This window comes from Cellulomonas sp. WB94 (genome assembly GCF_003115775.1).
In the GTDB taxonomy this organism is placed as follows: Bacteria; Actinomycetota; Actinomycetes; order Actinomycetales; family Cellulomonadaceae; genus Cellulomonas_A.
Map to the genome: position 1 here is coordinate 512,440 of NZ_QEES01000002.1, position 23,612 is coordinate 536,051.

General features: G+C 71.5%; 20 protein-coding genes and 2 pseudogenes. 8 read left to right on the forward strand and 14 right to left on the reverse strand.

All coding sequences use genetic code 11. From position 1 onward, the window contains the following. Positions 1 to 99: 99 nt before the first annotated feature. From DDP54_RS03515 to DDP54_RS03520, 3 genes and pseudogenes are all read right to left on the reverse strand, one after another. Entirely contained in the window at positions 100 to 483 is a 384-nt protein-coding gene (locus DDP54_RS03515; RefSeq protein WP_347338529.1) for a CarD family transcriptional regulator, read from the reverse strand. Further along, a pseudogene (locus DDP54_RS18885) lies at positions 460 to 588 on the reverse strand (CarD family transcriptional regulator); the annotation flags it as partial. The gene DDP54_RS03515 and the pseudogene DDP54_RS18885, both read right to left, overlap by 24 nt. 182 nt (positions 589 to 770) lie before the next feature. Then, entirely contained in the window at positions 771 to 1,166 is a 396-nt protein-coding gene (locus DDP54_RS03520; protein ID WP_109130578.1) for a cupin domain-containing protein, read from the reverse strand. On the opposite strand from DDP54_RS03520, the pseudogene DDP54_RS18065 reads away from it, so the two are divergent. Further along, a pseudogene (locus tag DDP54_RS18065) lies at positions 1,124 to 2,023 on the forward strand (helix-turn-helix transcriptional regulator). The gene DDP54_RS03520 and the pseudogene DDP54_RS18065 overlap by 43 nt on opposite strands. A 29-nt stretch (positions 2,024 to 2,052) precedes the next feature. Here DDP54_RS18065 and DDP54_RS03530 read toward each other — a convergent pair. From DDP54_RS03530 to tkt, 3 genes are all read right to left on the reverse strand, one after another. Next, on the reverse strand, positions 2,053 to 2,769 hold the full coding sequence (locus DDP54_RS03530) for a GntR family transcriptional regulator (protein WP_197711305.1): 717 nt from the start codon (positions 2,767 to 2,769) through the stop codon (positions 2,053 to 2,055). A gap of 91 nt (positions 2,770 to 2,860) precedes the next feature. Further along, positions 2,861 to 3,838, reverse strand: a complete 978-nt coding sequence (locus DDP54_RS03535; protein ID WP_109130579.1) for a sugar-binding domain-containing protein — start codon at positions 3,836 to 3,838, stop codon at positions 2,861 to 2,863. 49 nt (positions 3,839 to 3,887) lie between these two features. Beyond that, positions 3,888 to 6,014, reverse strand: coding sequence for a transketolase (gene tkt, locus DDP54_RS03540; protein WP_242448198.1), 2,127 nt, complete (start codon positions 6,012 to 6,014; stop codon positions 3,888 to 3,890). A 219-nt stretch (positions 6,015 to 6,233) separates the two neighbouring features. Here tkt and DDP54_RS03545 point away from each other — a divergent pair, with 219 nt between their 5' ends. The 7 genes from DDP54_RS03545 to DDP54_RS03575 all read left to right on the forward strand — a co-directional run bounded on the left by DDP54_RS03545 (position 6,234) and on the right by DDP54_RS03575 (position 13,479). Beyond that, positions 6,234 to 7,163, forward strand: a complete 930-nt coding sequence (locus tag DDP54_RS03545) for a sugar phosphate isomerase/epimerase family protein (protein WP_109132326.1) — start codon at positions 6,234 to 6,236, stop codon at positions 7,161 to 7,163. 62 nt (positions 7,164 to 7,225) lie between these two features. Then, entirely contained in the window at positions 7,226 to 8,950 is a 1,725-nt protein-coding gene (locus DDP54_RS03550; RefSeq protein WP_109130580.1) for a dihydroxyacetone kinase family protein, read from the forward strand. Continuing rightward, on the forward strand, positions 8,947 to 9,441 hold the full coding sequence (locus DDP54_RS03555; RefSeq protein ID WP_109130581.1) for a ribose-5-phosphate isomerase: 495 nt from the start codon (positions 8,947 to 8,949) through the stop codon (positions 9,439 to 9,441). Before DDP54_RS03550 ends, DDP54_RS03555 begins: the two co-directional genes overlap by 4 nt. Beyond that, positions 9,435 to 10,262: a triose-phosphate isomerase family protein gene (locus DDP54_RS03560; RefSeq protein ID WP_242448199.1), complete on the forward strand. Its 828-nt coding sequence runs from the start codon at positions 9,435 to 9,437 to the stop codon at positions 10,260 to 10,262. Before DDP54_RS03555 ends, DDP54_RS03560 begins: the two co-directional genes overlap by 7 nt. After that, on the forward strand, positions 10,259 to 11,032 hold the full coding sequence (locus DDP54_RS03565) for an SDR family oxidoreductase (protein ID WP_109130582.1): 774 nt from the start codon (positions 10,259 to 10,261) through the stop codon (positions 11,030 to 11,032). The genes DDP54_RS03560 and DDP54_RS03565 overlap by 4 nt, the downstream gene beginning before the upstream one ends. Positions 11,033 to 11,079: 47 nt before the next feature. Then, a complete protein-coding gene (locus DDP54_RS03570) occupies positions 11,080 to 12,405 on the forward strand; it encodes an MFS transporter (protein ID WP_109130583.1) in 1,326 nt (441 codons plus the stop codon). 27 nt (positions 12,406 to 12,432) lie between these two features. Then, positions 12,433 to 13,479, forward strand: a complete 1,047-nt coding sequence (locus DDP54_RS03575; protein WP_109130584.1) for an NAD(P)-dependent oxidoreductase — start codon at positions 12,433 to 12,435, stop codon at positions 13,477 to 13,479. 96 nt (positions 13,480 to 13,575) lie between these two features. On the opposite strand, the gene DDP54_RS03580 is transcribed toward DDP54_RS03575, so the two are convergent. The 8 genes from DDP54_RS03580 to DDP54_RS03610 form a co-directional block, all read right to left on the reverse strand. Further along, positions 13,576 to 15,081: an MATE family efflux transporter gene (locus DDP54_RS03580; protein ID WP_109130585.1), complete on the reverse strand. Its 1,506-nt coding sequence runs from the start codon at positions 15,079 to 15,081 to the stop codon at positions 13,576 to 13,578. Positions 15,082 to 15,222: 141 nt separating this feature from the next. Continuing rightward, positions 15,223 to 15,477 (reverse strand): hypothetical protein, encoded by a 255-nt coding sequence (locus DDP54_RS18800; protein WP_277949595.1) that lies wholly within the window; start codon positions 15,475 to 15,477, stop codon positions 15,223 to 15,225. Next, the gene (locus tag DDP54_RS03585) at positions 15,444 to 16,796 is read right to left on the reverse strand and encodes a glycoside hydrolase family 43 protein (protein WP_197711306.1); all 1,353 of its coding nucleotides are present in this window, start codon (positions 16,794 to 16,796) and stop codon (positions 15,444 to 15,446) included. Before DDP54_RS03585 ends, DDP54_RS18800 begins: the two co-directional genes overlap by 34 nt. Next, on the reverse strand, positions 16,793 to 19,216 hold the full coding sequence (locus DDP54_RS03590; protein WP_242448200.1) for a glycoside hydrolase family 3 N-terminal domain-containing protein: 2,424 nt from the start codon (positions 19,214 to 19,216) through the stop codon (positions 16,793 to 16,795). Before DDP54_RS03590 ends, DDP54_RS03585 begins: the two co-directional genes overlap by 4 nt. A gap of 99 nt (positions 19,217 to 19,315) precedes the next feature. Continuing rightward, positions 19,316 to 20,188: a carbohydrate ABC transporter permease gene (locus DDP54_RS03595; protein WP_109130586.1), complete on the reverse strand. Its 873-nt coding sequence runs from the start codon at positions 20,186 to 20,188 to the stop codon at positions 19,316 to 19,318. Further along, the gene (locus tag DDP54_RS03600; protein ID WP_109130587.1) at positions 20,188 to 21,204 is read right to left on the reverse strand and encodes a sugar ABC transporter permease; all 1,017 of its coding nucleotides are present in this window, start codon (positions 21,202 to 21,204) and stop codon (positions 20,188 to 20,190) included. The genes DDP54_RS03595 and DDP54_RS03600 overlap by 1 nt, the downstream gene beginning before the upstream one ends. Positions 21,205 to 21,212: 8 nt before the next feature. Then, positions 21,213 to 22,514 (reverse strand): extracellular solute-binding protein, encoded by a 1,302-nt coding sequence (locus tag DDP54_RS03605; RefSeq protein ID WP_109130588.1) that lies wholly within the window; start codon positions 22,512 to 22,514, stop codon positions 21,213 to 21,215. A 358-nt stretch (positions 22,515 to 22,872) separates the two neighbouring features. Further along, complete coding sequence (locus tag DDP54_RS03610) at positions 22,873 to 23,604, reverse strand: sulfite exporter TauE/SafE family protein (RefSeq protein ID WP_109130589.1); 732 nt, start codon at positions 23,602 to 23,604, stop codon at positions 22,873 to 22,875. Between the last annotated feature and the right edge of the window lie 8 nt (positions 23,605 to 23,612).

The window sequence follows — 23,612 nt, forward strand, 5'->3', positions numbered from 1 at the left end:
TGACCACGCCATCGTGGCGATCCCCACGCCATCCATCCGCCGTGCCCGCGGGAGGTGAAACCCGTGCTGCCCGCGCCCCGGTGAGGATCGCGGTCGCGGTCATCGCACCGCCTCGAGGACGCGCGGTGCCGAGCGAGGCCCCTCGCCGTGGATCGCCGAGTCGAGCACCCGCTCCGCCTCCTCGTCGGACAGCGAGAGCGACAGCCCGAGCTCGACGACGAGCGGTCGGGATGCGTGCCTGAGCAGCTCCCGCTCTCCCCCAGACAGTCCCCGCTCCTCCTGGCGGCGCGTGAGGTCTCGCACCACCTCGGCGGTCACCAGGACGTCGCCGACCCGCAGCTTCTCCTGGTTCCCCTTCATGCGGCGCGACCACTGCTGCTCCTCGTGGAGCGTGGGCTCGCGCAGGACGTCCCACAGCTCCTCGAGCTCAGCGCCGGCGCGCGGCGGGCGGAGCCCGACCTCGTCCGCGCTGTCGATCGGCACCGACACGCGCAGGTCCGTCCGGTGCACCTGCAGCTCGACGTAGCGCCTGTCCACGCCCTTGATCGAGCGGTGCACGACCTGGGTGACGGTGGACGGACCGTGGTGGGGGTGGACGACCCGCCTCGAACCTGCGCACGCAACGGGTCGCGCGGTTCACCGTGGGAGCGCAGGGGCCGGTGCGCTCACGCTGGTGAGCGCGCAGAGCCCCTGTGAGCCGACGCACCATTGTCCCATTCCGCGGCCACACGGTCCGGGTGTGACCCTGGTCACACCCGCTCGCTCGCGCGTCAGCGCCCCGGGTACTCGGCATCAGTGAGGTGCTGACCCCACTCGGTCTCCGGCCCGTTCCCCTCGCCCGGGCCCTCCCACATCGCCAGGTGCGTCATGAAGCTCTCGGGCGCGGCGCCGTGCCAGTGCCACTCGCCGGGCGGGGTGTAGATGGTCTGGCCGGGGCGCATCTCGACGACCTCACCGCCGCGGGACTGCACGAGCCCCACACCGTCGGTGACGTGCAGCGTCTGCCCCATGGCGTGCTTGTGCCAGGCGGTGTGCGCGCCGGGCGAGAAGCGCACGACGTTGACCCGCAGCCGCGACGGCTCCTGCCCTGCGGCGACGACGTCGAACCAGACGTCACCCAGCTCTGCGGGGGCCTTCACGGTCGGTTGCTTCGGGACGATCTCCATCGTGCTCTCCTAGCGGTGGTGCGGTGCGGGTTCGCCACAGCGGCGACGTGCTCACCACCTCATCGCGTCCGGCGCCGGTGCTGGGCCTGCGCCGCGAAGAGGTCGCGATGCTGGCCGGCGTGAGCAGCGACTACTACACGCGGCTCGAGCGCGGCAACCTCAAGGGCGTCTCCGACGGCATCCTCGAGGCCATCGGCAACGCGCTCCAGCTCGACGAGGCCGAGCGGATCCACCTCTTCGACCTGGCGCGGACGCCGGGCACGACCCCCGCCAAGGCACGGCGTCGCCCGTCCCGGCCACTGGTGCGCCCGAGCCTGCACGCCATGCTCGACGCGATGACCGGGGCGCCTGCGGTCCTGCGCAACGACCGGCTGGACATCCTGGCGACGAATGCCCTGGGCCGCGCGCTCTACGCCCCGCTGTACCGCGACCCGGTGCGCCCGGCGAACCACGCCCGGTTCGCGTTCCTCGACCCCACGGCCAGGGACTTCTGGATCGACTGGGAGCGCGCCGCCGACGACACGGTCGGGATCCTGCGGGCCCAGGCCGGCCGGAACCCCTACGACAAGCCCCTGACGGACCTCGTCGGAGAGCTGTCCACGCGCAGCGAGGAGTTCCGCACCCGCTGAGCCTCCCACGACGTGCGGCTGCACCGCACCGGGAACAAGCTGATCAACCACCCGGTCGTCGGGCGCCTCGAGCTCATGTACGACACGCTCGAGCTGCCCGCGGACCCGGGCCTGACGCTGCTCGTCTACACCGCCGAGGCTGGCAGCCCCACGGCGGACGCGCTCACGATGCTGGCCAGCTGGGCCGCGACGCAGATGCGTGACGAGCACGCGACCGTGAGCCCGTAGGCGCTGTAGCTGTTCGCACCGATGCCGGGTCAGGCCTCGGCGACCGAACGATCCCGCACGCCGGCGAGGTGCAGGCGCATCGCCTCGGCGGCGCCCTCGGTGTCGCCGGCCTCGAGCGCGGCGAGGATGCGAGCATGCTCGGCGACAGCCTCGTCGGCGTCGAGCACGCCGCTGCCGATGCTCTGTCGCATGCGTTGCACCGACACGCCCAGGGTGCTGACCATGAGCTTGAGATACCGGTTTCCGCAGTGGTCGAGGATCGTCATGTGGAACGTCCAGTCGGCCGTGTAGTACGGGACCAGCGGCAACGGCAGCCCGTTGCGGTCCTTCGTGACGCCGTCCCACTCGTGGACGCCACGGGCCGCGTCCTCGTGGGCGTGGTGCGCGGCTCGCAGCCGGGGTAGCAGGTCGGCGTCGCCGCGGTTGCCCGCCAGGGCCACCGCAGCGGGCTCGACGGCCATGCGGGCCTCGGCGAGCTCCGCGGTCTGGTCGCGCGTCATCGGGGGTGTCACCTGGTAGCCGCGGTGCGCGACCCGCTGCACCAGACCCGTACCCTCGATCTCGACGAGCGCCTCACGGACCGGTGTCGGGGAGACGCCCAGGTCACGGGCCAGCTGGTCGATCCCGACCGACTTGCCGGGTGCGAGCCGGCCGTCCATGAGCATGGCCATCACGGCATCGCGGACGTCGTCGCGCATCGCTCGACGCGCCACGGGCCGGCGAGCGTCGACAGAGGCAGACTCCATGGTGCCGATGCTCCCACGCACGCGGACAGCCGAGCCACCTCCACCGGACGGGAGGTCGCGGACGTTGGTCACCGGGACGGCCATGGCGGGCTCAGACGTCCAGCACGGCGCGGGCCGTGACGTCGTCGACCACGAGGTCGGTCACGGCGCCCGCGCGCAGTGCTCCCGCGACCGCGGGCGCCTTGCCCGGCCCGCTCACCACAAGCACGCGGACGGGGACCTGACGCAGGTCGTCGATCGGCATGCCGGTGCTGCGGTCGTTGATCTCGATGCCGTCCGACGTGCCGTCGGCGCGCAGGAAGACGCTGCCCAGGTCGCCGACCACCCCGTGGCGCTGCAGGTCGGAGAGGTCGCTCTCGTCGAGGTACCCGGACCGGTACAGGTGCCCGGGCACGTCGCTCGACAGGGCACCGACCGAGAACACCGCGATATCGGCGTTGGCTCGCATGGCCAGGACGCGCTGCACGCTCCGTTCGGCCCACATCGCCCGACGGGTCTCCGCTGAGTCGAAGAACGCCGGCACAGCGAAGTGGTGCACGGTCGCGGTGAACGCCAGGCCGAAGAGGTCGAGCACCCGGCCGGCGTAGTGCACGCCGGACGTGAACGTGTTGCCGGAGCCGTTGTGCTGGATCACCCGGGAACCGCGGGTCGGGCTCGGCGCGAGGTGCCGTCCGACGGCTTCGATCGTCGTCCCCCACGCGACCGTCACGGTCGACTCCGAACCGACGATGGACGCCAGCCGCTGCGCCGCCAGCTCGGAGACGACCTCGAGGCGCTCGGACGGCCCGGCGGCGGCCTCGGTGGGCACCACGTGGGCCTGAGCCCCGTACCGTTCCTTGAGCCGGCTGGCGAGCAGGCCGGCCTCGGCGCCGTTGGCGTTGCGATGCAGGACGAACTCGATGACGCCCCACCGCCGGGCCTTCGCCAGGTTGCGCGAGACCGTCGATCGGGACATGCCGAGGCGCGCACCGATCTCCTCGACGAGGACGCCCTCGAGGTAGTAGAGCTCGGCGACGGCCGCGACCCGGGCGCGCTCGTCGTCGCCCAGCGGCTCGACCACGACGTCCATGTCTCCTCCTCCTGCGCGGGTAGCGCTCCGGCGCCAGCCGTCGCGCGGGTCAGCCACCACTCGCCGTGACCGCTGCGAGCGACGCGCGCGCGGCCGCGACCACAGCATCAGCAGTGAGGCCGAACTCGCTGAACAGCGTCGCGCCGTCGGCCGACGCGCCGTAGTGCTCCAGGCTGACGGCCTGCCCGTACGAGCCGAGGATCCGGTACCACGGCATCGCGATTCCTGCCTCGACACTAACGCGCGCGGGCACCGAGCGTGGCAGCACCGCTTCCTGGTAGGCGTCGTCCTGCGCGGCGAACCACTCCAGGCAGGGAGCCGACACGACGCGCGTGGGCACACCCTCGGCCTCGAGCGCCTCACGCGCGAGGACGGCGAGCTGCACCTCCGACCCGGTGGCCACGAGCAGCACCCGCGGCGCACCCGTCGAGGCCTCGAGCAGCACGTAGGCGCCCCGGGACACGCCCTCCGCCCCGGCGAAGCCACCGATGCCGCGGGGCACCGTCGGCAGATCCTGACGGGACAGGACCAGGCCGACCGGTCCCTCGTCGCGCTCGAGGATCGCGCGCCAGGCCGCCACCGTCTCGTTGGCGTCGGCCGGGCGCACGACGGCCAGCCCTGGGATCGCACGGTAGGCGGCCAGGTGCTCGACCGGCTGGTGCGTCGGCCCGTCCTCACCCAGGCCGATGGAGTCGTGCGTCCACACGTACGTGACCGGCACGCCCATCAGCGCTGCCAGTCGGACGGCACCACGCATGTAGTCGGCGAACTGGAAGAACGTGCCGCCGTAGGGGCGCGTCGGCCCGTGCAGCGCGATGCCCGACAGGATCGCGCCCATCGCGTGCTCGCGGATGCCGAAGTGCAGCGTGCGGCCGTACTGCTCGCCCGCGAACTCGTCGCTCGACCGGTGCGCCGGCAGGAACGACGGCTCGCCCGCCATCGTCGTGTTGTTCGAGCCCGCGAGGTCCGCGGAGCCACCCCACAGCTCCGGCAGCACCGGGGCCAGCGCGGACAGCACGTCACCCGACGCGGCACGGGTCGCCACCGCCCGGCCGGCGGGGAAGCTCGGGAGGGCGTCGGTCCAGCCGTCCGGCAGGCTGCGGGTCCGGAGCCGGTCCAGCAGCTCGGCGCGCCGCGGGTTCGCCGCGCTCCAGTCGTCCATCGCCCTCTGCCAGCGGGCGCGCTCGTCGGCAGCCCGCGCCGCGAGCCGCGAGCGCGTGTGCGCGAGGACCTCGGGACTGACCGCGAACGCGCCGTCCGGGTCCAGGCCGAGCGTCTCCTTGAGGCCGCGTACCGCCTCCACGCCCAGCCGGGAGCCGTGCGCCCCGTGAGTGCCCTGCTTGCCGGGGGTCGGCCACGCGATCACGGTGCGCAGCCGGATGAACGACGGGCGCCGGGCGACGGATCGCGCTGCGGCGATCGCTGCGGCCAGGGCGTCGACGTCCTCCCGGTAGACGCCGCCGGCCGTCCAGTCGACCGTCTGGGTGTGCCAGCCGTAGGCGGCATAGCGGGCGACGACGTCCTCTGTGAACGCGATCGACGTGTCCCCCTCGATGGAGATCTGGTTGTCGTCCCAGACCACGAGGAGGTTCCCGAGCTCCTGGGTGCCGGCCAGAGAGCTCGCCTCGGCGGTGATGCCCTCCTCGAGGTCGCCGTCGGACGCGAGCACGACGACCTGGTGATCGAACGGGCTGGTCCCGGCCGCCGCGTGCGGGTCGAAGAGCCCTCGCTCACGGCGTGCCGCCATCGCCATGCCGACCGCGCTGGCCAGACCCTGACCGAGCGGCCCGGTGGTCATCTCCACCCCGGGGGTGTGACCGTGCTCGGGGTGCCCGGGGGTCAGCGAGCCCCAGGTGCGCAGCGCGCGGAGGTCGTCGAGCTCGATCCCGAACCCCCCGAGGAACAGCTGGACGTACTGGGTCAGGGAGCTGTGCCCGCAGGACACGACGAACCTGTCGCGGCCGAGCCACGTGGGGTCCGCCGGATCGTGGCGCAGCACGTCCTGGTAGAGCAGGTAGGCGACCGGCGCGAGGCTGATCGCCGTGCCGGGGTGCCCGTTGCCGACCCTCTCCACGGCATCGGCTGCCAGGACCCGGGAGAGGGCCACCGCCTCCTCGTCGAGCTCGTTCCAGCCCACCCCGAGCGCGCGCGGCGCCCGCTCCTCGACCACGTCCACATCGACCTCGTCTCGTCGTGCCTGCCCAGCCGGCTCCCACCCCTGCGGGGGTCCTGAAACCAGACTACGACACGATGGCTCATTCTCCCACCGTGTCGGCGTTCGTGTCGTTCGCGCGGTGCGGGAGCGGGCGGATGCGTCTTGCAAGATGACTTGACATCGCCACTTCCTATATCTATATCCTATAGCCACGCACTTCCCTTCGAACGGAGTCCAATGATGCTCACCGCCGAAAACTGGCCCATCGCGGCCAACATGCTGTCCTTCGGAGCAACCGCACCCGACGGGACGCCGATGCTCGAAGCCCCCGCCGAGGTGTGGGCCTCGCAGCTGCGGCAGGTCGCGGACCTGGGCTTCGCCCACGTCGACCCGACGGACGCCTGGTTGTCGATCGGCGAGCTGACGGACGTCCGCTTCAAGGAGCTCCTCACGGTTCTCGACGAGGTCGGCCTCAAGGTCCCCTCGGTCTCGACCACGCGACGCAGCGTCGTGGACGCCCGCGACGGCGAGCGGTTCCTGGAGATCGGTCACGCGATCATCGACCGCGCACCCGAGCTCGGGGCGACGGTCGTCAACTTCGGGTTCATGCAGGCGCTCACCCCGCCGCAGAGCACGGCGCTGTGGTTCTGGCTCGAAGAGGGCTACCACGACCCGCAGGACGACTCCCCGCTGCGGGACGTCGCGATCGAGCGGATCCGCGAGCTCAGCCGGCACGCAGCCGAGGTCGGCGTCGAGATCAGCCTCGAGATGTATGAGGACACGTTCATCGGCACGCCCGACCGGGCCGTGCAGTTCGTCCTCGACGTCGACCGGGAGAACGTCGGGCTCAACCCCGACCTGGGCAACATCGTGCGCCTGCACCGGCCGATCGAGCACATCCCGACCATGTTCGAGAAGGTCCTGCCCTACACGAACTTCTGGCACATCAAGAACTACCTGCGCGACGAGGAGCCCACGACGGGGCAGGTCTTCACGGCGCCGGTCCCCCTCGCGATGGGCATCGTCAACTACCGCACGCACATCCTCAAGGCCCTCGAGCTGGGGTTCCACGGGCCGTTCGTGTGCGAGCACTACGGCTCGGACAGCCTGGGCGTCGCCGCCATGAACCGCGAGTACATCCGCCAGGTGCTGCACTCCGCGCGGCGCTGACCGGGCGGCGACGCAGCTCGCCGCCCGACCCTGATCTCCCTCACTACAGCAAGGACGCTGAGATGACCCACGTCTCCAACTCGCCCGAGGACTTCGCCGACCAGGCGCTGAACGGGCTCTGCAAGGTTGCCGCTCCCTACGTGCGCCGTGCCCCCGGCGGCGTCGTGCGAGCACACCCGGCACGAGCGGCCAAGGTCGCTGTGGTGGTCGGCGGCGGGAGCGGGCACTACCCCGCCTTCGCCGGGCTGGTGGGTCAGGGTCTGGCGGACGGCGCCGTGTGCGGGAACGTCTTCGCCTCGCCGTCGACCCGCCAGGTCATCGACGTGTGCCGTGCGGCCGACCGCGGCGCCGGGGTGTGGCTCTCGTTCGGCAACTATGCGGGCGACGTGCTCAACTTCGGCGCGGCGGCGACCCGGCTGCGCGCCCAGGGCATGGACGTGGCCGTCCTCGCGGTGACCGACGACGTGGCCTCGGCCCCGGCGGACCAGTGCGCGTCGCGGCGCGGCGTGGCCGGTGACCTCGTGGTGTTCAAGATCGCGGGGGCCGCCGCCGAAGAGGGCATGGCACTCGCCGAGGTCGCCGCGGTGGCGGCCAGGGCCAACGACCGCACCCGCTCGTTCGGTGTGGCGTTCGACGGCTGCACGCTGCCGGGGGCCGACCACCCGCTGTTCCGGCTGCCCGAGGGCCTCGTCGGCTGGGGCCTGGGCATCCACGGCGAGCCCGGCGTCGGAGAGGAACCGGTGCCGTCCGCCTCCGCGCTCGCCGCAGAGATGGTGGCGCGCGTGCTCGGCGAGCGGCCGGCCGGTGAGGAGACCCGCGCTGCCGTCGTGCTCAACGGTCTGGGCACCGTGAAGTACGAGGAGCTGTTCGTCCTGTGGGACACGGTCGCGGTGCTCCTCGCGGAGGCGGGCGTCCAGGTCGTGGCCCCCGAGGTCGGTGAGTTCGTCACGTCGCTCGACATGGCCGGCTGCTCGCTCACGGTGACGTGGCTGGACGACGAGCTCGAGCGCCTGTGGCTCGCCCCGGCGGACACACCGGCGTTCCGGCGCACCGCGCAGGTGCTGGCCGGCCCGGCTCTCGACGAGGACCCGGACGTCTCGGACAAGGCCGTGCCGCTCGTCGCCGCCGGAGCCGCCGGCGCGGCCGCGGGCGTGCGAGCCCTCAGCGCGTTCGAGATCGCCGCCGCGACCCTGCACGAGCACGAGGAGCACCTCGGGCAGCTCGACGCTGTCGCGGGCGACGGCGACCACGGGCGCGGCATGTCCCGCGGCGTCGACGCCGCGGTCGCCGAGGCGCGACGGGCGGTGGCGGCTGGAGCCGACGCGCCCACGGTCATCTCGGTGGCCGCCGAGGCGTGGGCGGACCGCGCCGGCGGGACCTCGGGCGCCCTGTGGGGCGTGGCGCTGCTCGCGCTCGCCGCGCAGCTGCCGACGGACGCTGACGTCACCTTCGCCGACCTGGCCCAGGGCGTGCGCGAGGCGACGGCCGCGGTGCAGGCGGTCGGCGGGGCCGTCGTCGGCGACAAGACCGTGGTCGACGCTCTGGCCCCCTTCACCACGGCGCTCACCACGAGCGTCGGGCACGAACCGGCGCGGGCGTACGCCCACGCCGTCGAGGCGGCACGCGCCGGCGCCGAGTCGACGACGTCGATCGTCGCGCGCCGCGGACGTGCGCGAGTGCTCGGCGACAAGAGCCTCGGCACACCCGATCCCGGAGCCACCTCGTTCGTGCTCCTCCTGGATGCACTCGCGCAGCTGGTCCACGACACGACGGAGGTCCTCGCATGAGCAACGGATGGCGGGTCGCGATCGGCTCGGACGACGCCGGTTACGACTACAAGGAGCTGCTGCGCGCGGACCTGCTCGCCGACCCGCGGGTCGCTGAGGTGGTCGACGTCGGGGTCGGACCCGACGGGCACGTGCTGTACCCCGACATCGCAGCCGGCGCAGCGCGACTCGTCGCCGACGGGACCGTGGACCGTGCGCTGCTGTTCTGCGGCACGGGGCTCGGTGTGGCCATCTCCGCCAACAAGGTCAGGGGTGTGCGCGCCGTGACCGCGCACGACATCTTCTCCGTCGAGCGCTCCGTGCTCTCCAACGACGCCCAGGTGCTCTGCATGGGTCAGCGGGTCGTCGGCATCGAGCTGGCCCGTCGCCTGGTCTCGGGCTGGCTCGACCTGCGGTTCGACCCGACCTCGGCGTCGGCGTCCAAGGTCGCTGCGATCAGCGCGCTCGAGGTCGACGACCTCGAGACGGTGCCCGGTGGCGTCGCGTGCTGAACGCCCTGGCCGGCGACGACGAGAACGGCGGGGCGCGAGAGTCTCGCGCGCTCCTCGCCGTCAGCACCAAGATGTACTTCGGCGTCCGTCAGAGCCGTGAGTGGATCCGTGGCCTCGCGGCCCTGGCCACGCCGGCCGCGGCGATCGGCGTGGAGCTGGCCGTCCTGCCGACGTTCCCGCTCCTCGAGTCGACAGCGGCGACCCTCGCGAGCACCGGGATCTCCTGGGGCGCCCAGGACGTCGCCGCCGACGACGCGGGCAACCAGACGGGCGAGGTCGCCGCGTCGGTGCTCGCGGAGCTCGGCTGCCGGTACGTCGAGGTCGGCCACTCCGAGCGGCGCACAGCGTTCGCCGAGTCCGACGACATCGTCCGCAGCAAGGTCGAGCGGATCGTCGCGCACGGCATGATCCCGCTGCTCTGCGTCGGCGAGCCCGCACAGGGCCTCGCGCAAGACGCAGCGGAGCACTGCGTCGGCCAGGCCCTCGACGCGCTGCGCGGCGTTCCGCAGGCACAGGTCGTCGTCGCGTACGAGCCGTGCTGGGCCATCGGCGCGGCTCACGCCGCACCCGCCGCTCACATCGGCGCCGTCACGCTGGCCCTGCGCACCGCGCTCGGTCAGCGCGCCGCGTCCAGCCGCGTCCTCTACGGCGGCAGCGCAGGACCAGGCACCGCCACCGAGCTCGGGTCTGCGGTCGACGGCCTGTTCCTCGGCAGGTTCGCGCACGACCTCACCACGTTGCGTGCCGTCCTCGACGAGCTCGGGGCCATCGCCACCACCAGCACGAAGTCACCCCTCTCCACAGGAAGCAGGTCGTCATGACGCAGCACGCATTTCCCCTCGATCGCACCGTCGTCGTCACCGGTGCCGGATCGGCCCGCGGCATCGGTCGCACGGTCGTACGCCGTCTGGCCGCAGCAGGCTGGAACGTCGCCGCGCTGGACATCGACGCGGACGCGGTCATCGAGTTCGCCAAGGAGGTCGACAAGGAGGTCTCCACGACCGTGATCGGGTACGGGGTGGACATCACCTCGCCCGAGTCGGTGGACGTGGCGTTCACCGCGATCGAGGCCGAGCTCCCCACCGTCGTCGCGCTCGCGCACGGAGCCGGCGTCGCGTCGCCCGTGCCGTTCCTCGACGTGACGCTCGCCGAGTGGAACCGGGTGCTCGACATCAACAGCACCGGGACGTTCGTGGTCAACCAGCGCGCCATCCGGGGCATGGTCGAGCGCGGCCTCGGCCGGGTGGTCAACCTCTCGTCGGCGTCCGCACAGATCGGCGGCGGCACCTACAGCAAGACCCCTTACTCCGCCTCGAAGGCGTCGGTCATCGGCTTCTCGCGGTCCGTGGCGCGCGAGGTCGGCAAGTTCGGCGTGACGGTCAACGTCGTCTCACCGGGCCCCATCGACACCGACATCATGGGCGGCACCCTGACCGACGAGCGCAAGGCCGACATGGCGCGAGGCCTGCTCGTCGACCGCGTCGGACGCCCCGAGGACATCGCCGCCGCGATCGAGTTCCTCATCTCCGAGGACGCCGGGTTCATCACGGCCGCCGTCTACAACGTCAACGGAGGCCTGGTCGTCAACTGAGGTCGCATTTCCCTTCACCACCCCCTTCAGGTACACAAAGGAGTGTCATGTCCACACGAACCGAGAGCCTCGACGAGACACGTCGTGCTCAGCCCGGCAAGAAGATCAAGAACCTCAGGTACTGGATGCTCGGCTGGCTGCTGCTCGCCGGGATCCTGAACTACATGGACCGCTCCTCGGTCTCGATCGCCGCCCCGCACATGATCAAGGAGCTGGGCCTCACCAAGACGGACATCGGCCTCATGGGTGCCGTGTTCTCGTGGACCTACGCGTTCTGCCAGCTCCCCGTCGGCTACCTGATCGACAAGATCGGCGCCCGTCGGATGTACTTCACCGCGGTCGGGCTGTGGTCGATCGCGACCTCGCTGATGGCGCTCGGTCAGACCATGACCCACTTCCTCAGCTTCCGGTTCCTCCTCGGCATCGGCGAGTCCCCCAACTCGCCGAACTGCAGCAAGATCACCACGGCGTGGTTCCCGCGCGAGGAGCGCGGCCAGGCCGCGGGCATCTGGGACTCCGGCTCGAAGTGGGGATCCGCGTTCGCCCCGCCGATCCTCACCCTGCTGTCCCTGAGCATGGGATGGCGGGCCATGTTCCTGGTCATCGGGCTTGCGGGCCTCGTGCTCGCGGCGGCGTTCTGGGCCTTCTACCGCGCACCCGAGGACTCCAAGCGCCTGTCTGACGAGGAGTACCGCCACATCCTCGCGGGCCGGGACGACGTCACGAAGCCCAAGGCGAAGCTCCCCTGGATCAAGTTCTTCACGTACCGCCAGACCTGGGGCATGATGCTCGGCTTCTTCAGCTCGATCTGGATCTGGAACATCTTCATCACGTTCCTGCCGCTGTTCCTCCAGGACACCCTTGGGGTCTCGATCGCGAAGACCGGCTGGATCGCGGCCATCCCGTACCTGGCTGCGGCGATCTCGGCGATCTACGCGGGCCGGATCACGCTCATGCTGGTCCGTCGCCACGGCAAGACGGCCATCGAGTCCAAGAAGGCGATCCTGGTCTGGGGCTGCCTCGGCCTCGGCGTCCTGCTGTTCATCGTCCCGTTCATGCACAACCTCGTGTTCGCGATCATCACCCTGTGCCTCGCGCTCGGGCTCGTGGCCGCCATCCAGGCGCAGTCGTGGGCACTGACCAGCGACATCGTCCCGGACACGCACGCCGCACAGTTCGGCGGGATCATGAACTTCGGCGGGTACTTCGGCGGCGCGCTCGCCCCGGTGCTGACCGGGATCGTCGTCGACCGGACCGGCTCGTACACCCCGTCGTTCCTCGTCGCCGGCGTCATCGCCGCTCTCGGTGCGGTCTTCTACGGACTGCTCGTCCGCTCGCCCATCCACGAGTCCGTGTCCGCCGACCAGGCCTGACGGTCCGGCGAGCTCGAGAGGAGCATCATGAGCAACGACTATGTGGTCGGCCTGACAGCTGACGGTGCGGACGCCTCCGGCGCCACCATCTTCGGGGACATCGGCCTGGAGCGGCTCGACCAGGCGGGCATCACGTGGCAGCTGCTGCCCGAGATCCCCGTCCACGGACCGGTGGATCCCGCCGCGCTCGCGGGGGTCGACGCGGTCATCTCGTTCGGGCACATCCCCTTCAGCGCCGAGCTCGTGCGCCAGGTACCGCGCCTGCGCCACGTCGCCCGGTTCGGGGCGGGGTACGACGGCATCGACCCGGTCGCCCTCGCCCAGGAGGGGGTCATCCTGACCACCGCCCCGGGTGCGGTCCGGGAGCCCGTCGCCCTGTCGGGGCTGACGCTGCTCCTCGCCTGTGCGCACCGGCTCGTCGAGAACCATCGGGTCACGGTCGGTGGGCTGTGGTCCACCGAGCGAGGCAAGCACCGGGGCATCGGGATCGCCGGTCGAACCGTGGGCATCATCGGGTTCGGTGGCGTCGGGTCGCTGTTCGCCCAGCAGGCGGCGGCACTCGGCCTGAAGGTCATCGCCAACGACCGGCCCGAGGCTCGGGCCCGTGCCGACGCGATGGGCGTGGAGCTCGTGGACCGGCACACCCTGGCGGCCCGCGCGGACTTCGTCGTCGTCACCGCGGCGCTGACCGAGGACAACCGGCACATGCTCGACGCCGAGTTCTTCGCTGCCATGAGGCCGACGGCGTACTTCATCAATGTCGCGCGGGGCGGCCTGGTCGACCAGGCCGCGCTCACCCGGGCGCTGACCGACGGTGTGATCGCCGGGGCTGCCATCGACGTCTTCGACCCGGAGCCACCGGCCGACGACGATCCGCTGTTCGCCCTCGACAACGTGATCTGCACGCCGCACGCGCTGTGCTGGACCGAGGACTTCACCCGGAACGTCTCGGCCAGCGTGGTCGAGGCCGTCATCGCCGCATCGCGCGGCGAGGTCCCCGCGACGACGCTCGGCAGGGACGCACTGGACGAGGCGACGTGGCGGGGGGCGGAGCGCGCGGGCGTCAGCGCCTGACGCACGCGCTGTCGCGACGTGCACCTGCTCGAGCCGGTCCGGGATCCTCTCCCGGGCCGGCTCGAGCTGTCGTTGGTGGTGCGGCGGTCCGTCGCGTCAGGAGGAGCGTCGGCAGCCGCTCGCCTCGAGGAGTCCGTCGTGGTGCTCCGCTTCGACGAAGCCGCCATCCACCCCTCCGTCGGGCCCGGGCACGACCGCGTCGATCACCACGGACCCCTCGATCGGGCCCTCCAGGACGACGTGGTCGCGGACCCCGCCGACGCGGGCCCCCGCCTGGACCCCGAGCCGCCGGCTCGCCCGCACGTAGGCGGGGACGAGCACGACGAGCGCGCCGAGCCAGGCGAGCGGGTTGCCCCACACCACGCCGTTGAACCCGAAGGTCGCGCCGAGGACGACCGCTGCGCCGACGCGCATGGCGAGCTCGATCACCCCCGTGAACGTCGGGACGAACGTGTGGCCGAGCCCCTGCAGGGCGCCGCGGAGCACGAAGAGGACACCCAGGGTCACGTAGAGGAGGCCGTTGACCTTGAGCAGGTAGGCCGCCATCGCCACGACCTGCTCCTCCCCCGTCCCGAAGAACAGCCCCACGATCTGGCTCCCGGCGGCGATGAGCACGGCGCCGAGCAGCACACCGCCCGCGAGCGACATCCACACGCTCTGGACGACGCCGAGCCGGATCCGGTCGGGTCGCCCTGCGCCGTAGTTCTGGGCGGCGAACGTCGACACGGCGATGCCGAGGGACGCGAGCAGCGCGACCGCGAGGCCGTCGACGCGCGCGGCTGTCGTGTACGCCGCCACGGCGTCGGACCCGAGGTTGTTGAGCCGCACCTGCACCGCGAGCGTCCCGATCGCGATGATCGATGCCTGGAAGCCCATGGGCAGGCCGAGCCGCAGGTGCCGGGCAAGGTCGCTGCGGGTGACCCTCCAGTCCTCACGGCGCAGCCGGAGCACGGGGACACGTCGCCGGACGTACGTCAGGCACAGCGCGACCGAGACGCCCTGCGAGATGACGGTCGCGAGCGCGGCCCCGCCGACGCCGAGCCCGAGGCCAGGGACGAGGGCGAGGACGAGCCCCATGTTGAGGCAGCAGCTCAGGACGAGGAACACGAGAGGGGTCCGGGAGTCCCCGATGGCCCGGAGGATCGCCGCAAGGTAGTTGAAGAACATGATCGTGCTCCCGCCGAGGAAGCTGACGACCGCGAACGTCGTCGCCTGCGGCACGAGCTCCGCCGGCGTCCGCATCAGCCGGAGGGCAGGTCCGGCGAGCAGCGGCGCGCCCACCGTGAGGACCAGGCTCGTCGCCGCTGTCAGCACCGCGCCGGTCGCCACCGAGCGACGCACCGCCGCGCCGTCACCCGCGCCGAACGCCTGCGCGGTCGGGATCGCGAACCCGGACGTCAGGCCCCAGGCGAAGCCGAGGAGCAGGAAGAGCAGGCTGCCGGTCGCACCGACCGCGGCGAGGGCGCTGACACCGAGCACGCGACCGACGACGATCGCATCCACGACCTGGTAGAGCTGCTGGACGATGTTGCCCACGAGCAACGGGACGGCGAAAGCGAGGATGACGCGCCACGGACGTCCGGCGGTCAGAACCTTGGGCATGGCGGGGCGAGTCCTCAGGAAGCAGTGGATCGGATGGCGGGCGCCGGGCCCGGCAGGCCGGTCCGATGCTCGTCAATCGTATCGTTACGATCCGCGTGATCCTGAGTGATTTTCCCCACCCGGATGCCGACCGCTCCCGCCTCAGCGCCCGCCGGGCAGGTACTCGAACGTCTCCACGCGCGCGACCGTCGTCGTCGGACGCCCGTTGCTCGTGCCGTACACGCCGATCCACAGGCCGAGGAAGCCCCCGGTCGCGACACTGTCGAGCGTGCGGCCGTCGACGACCGCGACCGTCGCCGGATCGTCGCCGGCTGCTCCTGCGAGCAGTGCGTAGTCCTGGCCCCGGGCGGAGACGGTCAGGGTCACGGGCCCGTCGGGGGCACCCGGCAGCGCCAGCTCCCCGAGCGTGGTCTCGACGCCGGCTCGGCGGTGGACGGCGACGACCTTTCGCGCCGTACCCCGGCCGCTGCCGTGACGGCGGCGAACAGGCGCACGTGGTCGTCCTCCGACTGGCGCACCGCCACACCGACGTCCTCCCCCGCCGCGAGGTCGGCGCGGACGGTCGCTCGCACGTCGACGTCCTGGTGCTGCTGCCGCACCCCGAGGAAGGCCGGCGTGCCCGGCTCGCTCAACGTCGCCGGCCGCAGCGGCAGGTCCCACCCGTCGCCGCGCGCCGTGGCGAGCTGTGCGGGGGGTCGGCGCAGCGCAGTCCACCGCAGGTCGCCAGGACGCACGACCCCGGACGCACCACCCTGGGCGGCGCCTGCTCGCGCCGGAAGGGCGAACGGCACGTCGACCTCGGCGGGCACGCGACCGACGCCGGGAGCGAGCACCGGCCAGCCGTCCTCCCAGACCACGGGCACCAGGAACGTCTCCCGGCCCAGGTTGTAGTGGTAGCCGCCATAGGGCCGCATGCCCAGCAGGACGGCCCACCAGCTGCCGTCCACCGCCTGCACGAGGTCGGCGTGCCCGACGCCGATGACGTCGGAGCCGTGGCCGAGGTGACGGTGGGTGAGGATCGGGTTGCCCTTGCTGCCCACGTACGGCCCGGTGACCGAGTCCGCGCGCGCGACCGAGACGGCGTGGTGGAACTCAGTGCCACCCTCAGCGGCGACGAGGTAGTAGGTGCCGTCGACCTTGTGCAGGTGCGGCCCCTCGGCCCAGACGACGCCGGTCAGAGCCCCGTTCCAGACGACGTGCTCCGGGCCGACGAGCGCCTTGGTCGCCGGGTCGAGCTCGCGCACCCACACCTCGGTCTGGTCGTGCCACGCGGGCTCGCGGGCCGGCCGGGTGCCGTGCACCCACACGCGACCGTCGTCGTCGAAGAAGATCGATGGGTCGATGCCGTCGGCGTCGAGCCAGACCGGGTCGGACCAGGGGCCCGCCGCATCGGTCGCCGTCATGAGGAAGTTGCCGCCGCGCGTCTCGTCCTGCTGGTCGACGAGGGTGCAGACCACCCAGAAGACGCCGTCGTGATGCCGGAGCGTCGGGGCGTAGAGCCCGCCGGAGGATGCGATGCCGTCGAGGTCGAGCTGGCCGGGCCGGTCGACGACGTGGCCGATCTGCTCCCAGCTCACGAGGTCGCGGCTGTGGAACACCGGCAGCCCGGGGACGTACTCGAAGCTCGAGCAGGCGAGGTAGTAGTCCTCACCGACCCGGCAGATCGTCGGGTCGGGGTAGCACCCCGGCAGCAGCGGGTTGCGCGCGACGGTCACGCGGGCCCGACCTTGACCTCCACCCAACGGTGGTCGTCGGCCGTGACGTCATGGACCTCGCCCGTGATCAAGACGACGCCGCGCGCCGTCGCGGTCCCGGCGATGTCCCGAGCCTCGGCGACCTTCCGGTTGGCGATCGCGCCGCCGGTGGAGTCCTCGGTGGTCGTGACCGCGCCCGAGGCACCGGCGTGCGAGCCGACCCACACCTCGACGTCACCGGGCTCCACGACCCTGACCATCCGGCGGTCCGAGAACGCGAACCGTGCGGTCGGCACCGAGAACGTCGCGCGCACCGACTCCCCCGGCGCGAGCTCGACGCGCGTGTAGCCGAGCAGCTGCACGACGGGCCGGGCGACCGTGCCGAGCACGTCGTGCCCGTACAGCTGGACGGTGTCCGTGCCGGCCACGTGGCCCGTGTTGGTCACGGTCACGGCGGCCTCGAAGAGGCCACCGGACCCGACCGAGTCGTCCAGGACGAGGTCCGAGTAGGCGAACGTCGTGTACGACAGCCCGAAGCCGAACGGGCGCAACGGTGTGGAGTCGGCCGACGTCACACCGGACGGGCCACCGAGGGCGGGGTGCAGGTAGGAGTACGGCTGCGCGCCGGCCGAGCGCGGCATCGACACGGGCAGACGACCCGACGGGTTGACGCGCCCGGTCACCACGTCGGCGATCGCCAGGCCGCCGCCCTCGCCCGGGAAGAACGCCTGCAGCACGGCGCCCGGCTTGGCGCCCGCGCCGTCGAGGGCCCAGCCGATCGCGTACGGGCGACCGGTGAGGAGCACCATGACCACCGGCGTGCCGGTCGCGAGGAGTGCCTCGACGAGCTGACGCTGCACCCCCGGAAGCTCGAGCGAGTCCGCGTCGTTGCCCTCGCCCACGGTCCCGCGGCCGAACAGGCCGGCCTGGTCCCCCACGACGACGACGGCGACGTCGGCGGCCCGGGCGGCGTCGACAGCCGCGGCGAAGCCGGACGTGTCCTCGCCCTCGACGGCGCACCCCTCGGTGAACGTCAGCGCGGGCTGGGTCGTCCCGATCTCGCCGAGCACCGCAGCCAGGGCCTCGAAGACCGTCGGGATCGCGAAGCCGACCCCGAACTCGGGGTGGTGGGCCAGGACGTGGTTGGCGAACGAGTAGCAGCCCATCAGCGCCTCGGCGCGGTGGGCGTTGGGGCCGACGACGGCGATGCGTGCCGGTGCCGCACCCGACCGGACCAGCGGCAGCACGCCGTCGTTGGACAGCATCACGACCGACTCGTCGGCGAGGCGACGGGCCAGCTCCTGCTGACGCGGGGAGTCGAGGTCGATGTCGGTCGGCGGCTCGTCCTCGAACGCGCCGGGGTCGAGCAGACCCAGCTCCTCCTTCTGCGTGAGCGCACGCAGGACGGCCCGGTCGACGTACGCCTCGTCGAGGTCGCCCGCACGCACGCGGTCCGCGAGCGGCTGCAGGTAGGCGTCCCCCGTGGGCAGCTCGATGTCGATGCCGGCGGTCAGCGCGAGCGCGGCGGCCTCCCCGCGGTCGGCAGCGACCTGGTGCATGACCTCGAGGAACGCGATCGCGAAGTAGTCGGCGACGACGACCCCGTCGAAGCCCCACTGCTCGCGCAGCAGCGTCGTGAGCAGCTCGGGGCTCGACGCGACAGGCACGCCGTCGATGTCGGTGTAGGAGTTCATGACCGACCGCGCACCGCCGTCGCGCACCGCCATCTCGAACGGCGGCAGGAAGATGTCGGCGATCTCGCGCGGGCCGGCGCTGACCGGCGCGTGGTTGCGCCCGGCCCGCGAGCCCGAGTAGCCCACGAAGTGCTTGAGCGTGGCGTGCACGCCCGCCTCCTGCAGGCCGCGGACGTAGGCGGTGCCGATGGTGCCGACCAGGTACGGGTCCTCGCCGATGCACTCGTCGACCCGGCCCCAGCGCGGGTCCCGGATCACGTCGAGGACGGGCGCGAGCCCCTGGTGGATCCCGAGCTCCCGCATCGAGTCGCCGATCGCGCGGGCGGCCTCCTGGACCAGGTCGGGGTCGAACGACGCCCCCCAGGCCAGCGGCGTCGGATACGTGGCTGCCTGCCACGCCGCGAGTCCGGTGAGGCACTCCTCGTGGACGAGCGCGGGAATGCCGAGGCGCGTCTCGCGCTTCAGGCGACGCTGCTCGGCCCACAGCCACGCGGCGCGCTCCGCCGGCTCGACGGGACGGGTGCCGTACACCCGCGTGTAGTGGCCGAGGCCGTGCTGGGTGATCTCGCCGAGCTTGCCTGAGTCCTGCTGGCCGGCGGCCATCTCGGACTGCATCGGCGCGACCGTGCCGTTCTGGTCGAGCCAGTAGCCCACGAGCTGGGCCAGCTTCTCCTCGAGCGTCATCTGCGCGTGGAGGGCGCGCACGCGCTCGGAGGCGTGCGGCAGGGCAGGGGCGGCGTCGAACACGGGCGGTTCTCCTTGGTCGTGACGCAGGGGTGTCGATGCCGGGGCGCTTGTCCGGGCCCGACGGCGGCGGTGCACCCCGCCGCCGTCGGGCACCTGGGCTCAGCCCTTGACGGCGCCGCTCAGGCCGCCGATGATCCGGCGCTCGAAGAGCGAGAAGAACACCAGGGCCGGGATCATCGACAGGGACGTGAACGCGAGCACCCGGGCGGTGTCCACGGAGTACTGCGCGGCGAACGCCTGCACGCCGAGGGGCAACGTGTAGGACCCCTCGTTGTTGAGGATGAAGAGCGGCAGCATGTAGCTGTTCCAGCTCGCGATGAACGCCAGGATGCCGACCGTGACGACACCCGGGACGGACAGCGGGATCACCATCCGGAAGAAGAACCCGAGCCGGCTCGCGCCGTCGATGGCCGCGGCCTCCTCGAGCTCCTTGGGGATCGCCCGCAGGAACGGCACCAGGATGATGATCGTCGTCGGCAGGGCGAACGCGATCTGCGGCAGGATGATGCCCGCGAGGTTGTCGGTGAGGCCCAGGCCCCGGATGAGGATGTACAGCGGGGTGATCGCGACCGTCATCGGGAACATCAGCCCGGCGGCGAAGAGCGCGTACATCGCGTTGCGCCCCCAGAAGTTGTAGCGCGCCAGCACGAAGCTCGCGGCCACGCCCAGGACGACGACGCCGATGGTCGTGAAGACGCCGCAGATGACCGAGTTCGAGACCTGGCGCCAGAAGATCGAGCTCTGCAGGACCTCGGAGTAGTTGACGACCTGCCACGTCGATGGGAAGCCCGACGGGTCCTTGGTGATCTCCGAGTTGGTCCGGAAGCCGCCGATGATGATGTAGATCACCGGGCCGATGCAGACGCCCACGAGCGCGAACGCGACGACGTAGGTGACCCAGCTGGCCCGGCCGAGGCTGGGCCGCTTGCGGGTCGTCGACGGGCTCAGCGGAGGCGCAGTGATCGTCGCCATCACTTCTTTCCTTCCGTGAGTGCACCCTCGGTGTCGCGGTTGAGCACGAACCGCTGGTAGGTGAGGGCGAGGATGAGCGAGATGACGAACAGGACCACCGCGACGGCGTTGCCGAAGCCGTAGTTCGCGGCGTTGCGCCCGTTGACGACCATGTAGGTCGCCATCGTCGACGTCCCGGCGGTCGCGGCCACGTACTGGCCCCAGATGATGTAGACGAGGTCGAAGAGCTGGAGCGAGCCGATCATCGACAGGAACGCCCAGATCCGGATCGTCGGGCCCAGCAGCGGCAGGGTGATGCGCCGCTGCGTCTGCCAGTAGGAGGCGCCGTCGATCGCCGCCGCCTCGAAGAGCTCCTGCGGGATGCCCTGCAGGCCGGCGAGGAAGAGGATCACGGCGAAGCCGATGTACTTCCACGTGATGATGAGCATCAGCGACCAGATGGCGATCTTCGGGTCGGACAGCCAGTCGACCGTCCAGCTCGGCAGCCCGGCCTTGATGAGCAGGTCGTTGATCGCGCCGTTGGTCTGGAGCATGAGGCTCCAGCCGGTGCCGACGATCACCTCGGACACCACGTAGGGCACGAAGATCAGCACCCTCACGACCGACCGGCCGCGCATCTTCTGGTTCAGCAGGAGAGCCAGCAGGACTGCGGCCGGACCCTGCAGGAGCAGGGACAGCACCACGATGACCGCGTTGTGCATGAGCGCGTCGTGGAACGTGCTGTCCTTGAAGATCGTGAGGTAGTTCTGCAGTCCTACGAAGTTCGTGGGCGGGCCGAAGCCCTTCCACTTGAAGAACCCGTAGTAGGCCGCCAGCAGGACCGGGAGCATCACGAAGGTGATGAACATGACCATCGCGGGGCCGGCCAGGAGGGCGATCTCGAGGCGTTGGCCCCAGCCCGTCCGTCCGGCCCGGCGGGCCGGGGACGATGCCTTGCGAGCACCGTCCCCGGCTGCCGACAGACCCTCGGGCGATGACGTCACGGCGAGCTTGCCCTCGCCCGAGTTGTCACTCATGGTGCCGACTACTCCTTCGCCGCCGCGTCGACCACGGACTTGACGATCGAGGCCGAGTCGGCCTGACCGGCGAGCAGGTTGACGACGCCGGCGTTCAGCGCGTTGCCGACGTTCTGGCCGTACAGCGTGTCGAGCCACAGCGAGACGTACGGAGCCTTGTTGTAGGACGCGAGCACGTCCACCAGGGCACCCTCGGTGACGACGCTCTGCGCGTCCTTGCTGGCAGGCAGCGTGTGGAAGGCGTTGGCGTAGCCCTCCTGGTACTTCTTCTGCATCGCGAAGTTCAGGAACTTCGAGCACTCCGCGGGAGCGGCCTTCGAGCAGGAGAACCCGTCGAGCCCGCCCATCATCGCGCCGGCCTCACCCTTGCCGCCGTCGATGGCCGGGAAGGGGAACCAGCCGAGGTCGGCCAGCGGCTTCGTGTCCGGCGTGAGGGACGCGATGACTCCCGGGTCCCACGCACCCATGAGCTCCATGGCCGCCTGGTGGTTGGCCAGCAGACCGGCCGACGAGCCCGCGCCCTGCTGGGCGGAGGTGGTCAGGAAGCCGTCGTTGAACGGGTTCGTCTTGGAGAACGCGGCGAGGTCGTCGCCCGCCTTCGTCCAGCACGCGTCGTCGAACTTCTTGTCGGCCGTGGCCTTGTCCAGGGTCTCCTGCGAGCAGGCGCGGAGCGCGAAGAAGTAGTACCAGTGCGCGGCGGGCCATGCGTCCTTGGCGCCGAGGGCGATCGGGGCGATCCCGGCGTCCTTGAGCTTCTGCACGTCGGCCTCGAGGTCGGCGATCGTCGCGGGCGTCCCGGTGATACCGGCCTTCGCGAAGAGGTCCTTGCTGTAGTAGATGCCGCCCGGGAGGATCGACATCGGCATGCCGTAGACCTTGCCGTCCACGGTGAAGGCACTGAACGCCGCGTCGCCGACAGCGGCCTTCGTCGCGTCGTCGACCACGACCTCCTGCGCCTGGCCGGCCGTCACGACGTCCGACAGCTTGCCGCCGCCGCGGGCCATGAAGATGTCCGGCGCGTCACCCGAGTTGAGGGCGGTCTGGAGCTTGCCGTCCATGTCCTCGTTCTGGATGGCCTGGATGGTGATCTTCACCCCCGGGTTCGCGGCCTCGAAGTCGGCGACGGTGGACTCCCAGTACGCCTTGCCCTCACCGGTGGTCGAGTTGTGCCAGAAGGTCATCGACACGTTGCCGCCGGCGGCAGCGGAGCTGCTGTCCCCGGTGCTGCTGCCGCCACTGCTACAGGCAGTGAGCGCCAGTGCGCCGATCGACAGGGCGGCCGTGGCCACCAGGATCTTCTTACGGTTCATGTGATCTGTCCTCTTCGTTGAGCTGCACAGAGTGGAAAGTTCGTCCGTTGCGGGGCGAACCGAGGACCGCAGGTGCTACCGACGCACCACCCGGCACTGCCGCAGATCGGCGTCCTCGCCGTTGCTGCGCCCGCCCCGGGGGGCGGATACCACTGTCGTGAGTGGTGCGGTCTTCTTCATCGAGTACTCCTGGTCGTCGTCGACAGGGGGACGCAAGCGCCACTTTGGCATCTCTCCGGCCCGCTCGTCAAACGTTATCGATAACGTTTTCCTAACGGACGGGTCACGGCCGACGGTGCAGTCGCGATCGGTCGTGCCTCCAGCGTGAGCCGCGCACGACGCGTCGGCGCGGTGGGGCCTACAGGCCCGCGAGCCCGTCGACGAGCGTCAGCAGAGCGCCCGCCCACGCGATGGCGAGCATCGCTCGCGACGCGGAGCGCGACGACAGCCGCCGCGCCGCAACCTCCCCGAGCGCGAGGCCTGCGGCCATGGCCGCGGCGATGGCCCACCAGGCGGCCGCCGGGAGCGGGGGCCACGCTCGCGGGTCGGTGAGCACGCGCGCGACGACCGTCACGGCGGAGATGGTGAGGAAGTACGGCTGGAGCGTCGCGGCGAACGCGCGGTGCTCCCACTGCGTGACCCGGCCGAGGACCGACAGCGCGACCCCACCGACGCCCGCCAGGGACGTCATGACGCCCGCCGAGGCGCCGACCGTGGCCATCACGAACGGCCCCCGTGCCACCTGACGCGCCCCTCCCGCCAGGGTTGCCACGGCGAGCGACACGAGCAGGACCCCTGCGGTCACGACCTGAGCGGGCGCCTCGGGCAGGCGCGACACGGCCACCGAGCCGACGGCGATCCCGACGACGCTCGCCGGGACCAGGCGAAGGTAGGCGGTCCAGTCGACGTCCCGCGCCACCCGCACCAGCACCAGCGCTGCGGCGGTGAGCCCGCACAGCTGCACGAGGACGACACCTTGGGCGGGCCCGAGGGCGATGACGACGAAGGGTGCCACCACCATCGCGAAGCCGATGCCGGACACCCGCTGCAGCACCGCGCCCAGCATGACCGAGCCGACGACGAGCGTCACGTGCGTTC

What these genes read in the sequence shown, in the direction of transcription:
- DDP54_RS03520 (WP_109130578.1), bottom strand. Translation starts at nt 1,166, where the DNA reads ATGGAGATCGTCCCGAAGCAACCGACCGTGAAGGCCCCCGCAGAGCTG.
- DDP54_RS03530 (WP_197711305.1), bottom strand. Translation starts at nt 2,769, where the DNA reads ATGGAGTCTGCCTCTGTCGACGCTCGCCGGCCCGTGGCGCGTCGAGCG.
- DDP54_RS03535 (WP_109130579.1), bottom strand. Translation starts at nt 3,838, where the DNA reads ATGGACGTCGTGGTCGAGCCGCTGGGCGACGACGAGCGCGCCCGGGTC.
- DDP54_RS03545 (WP_109132326.1), top strand. Translation starts at nt 6,234, where the DNA reads ATGCTCACCGCCGAAAACTGGCCCATCGCGGCCAACATGCTGTCCTTC.
- DDP54_RS03550 (WP_109130580.1), top strand. Translation starts at nt 7,226, where the DNA reads ATGACCCACGTCTCCAACTCGCCCGAGGACTTCGCCGACCAGGCGCTG.
- DDP54_RS03555 (WP_109130581.1), top strand. Translation starts at nt 8,947, where the DNA reads ATGAGCAACGGATGGCGGGTCGCGATCGGCTCGGACGACGCCGGTTAC.
- DDP54_RS03565 (WP_109130582.1), top strand. Translation starts at nt 10,259, where the DNA reads ATGACGCAGCACGCATTTCCCCTCGATCGCACCGTCGTCGTCACCGGT.
- DDP54_RS03570 (WP_109130583.1), top strand. Translation starts at nt 11,080, where the DNA reads ATGTCCACACGAACCGAGAGCCTCGACGAGACACGTCGTGCTCAGCCC.
- DDP54_RS03575 (WP_109130584.1), top strand. Translation starts at nt 12,433, where the DNA reads ATGAGCAACGACTATGTGGTCGGCCTGACAGCTGACGGTGCGGACGCC.
- DDP54_RS03580 (WP_109130585.1), bottom strand. Translation starts at nt 15,081, where the DNA reads ATGCCCAAGGTTCTGACCGCCGGACGTCCGTGGCGCGTCATCCTCGCT.
- DDP54_RS03595 (WP_109130586.1), bottom strand. Translation starts at nt 20,188, where the DNA reads ATGGCGACGATCACTGCGCCTCCGCTGAGCCCGTCGACGACCCGCAAG.
- DDP54_RS03600 (WP_109130587.1), bottom strand. Translation starts at nt 21,204, where the DNA reads ATGAGTGACAACTCGGGCGAGGGCAAGCTCGCCGTGACGTCATCGCCC.
- DDP54_RS03605 (WP_109130588.1), bottom strand. Translation starts at nt 22,514, where the DNA reads ATGAACCGTAAGAAGATCCTGGTGGCCACGGCCGCCCTGTCGATCGGC.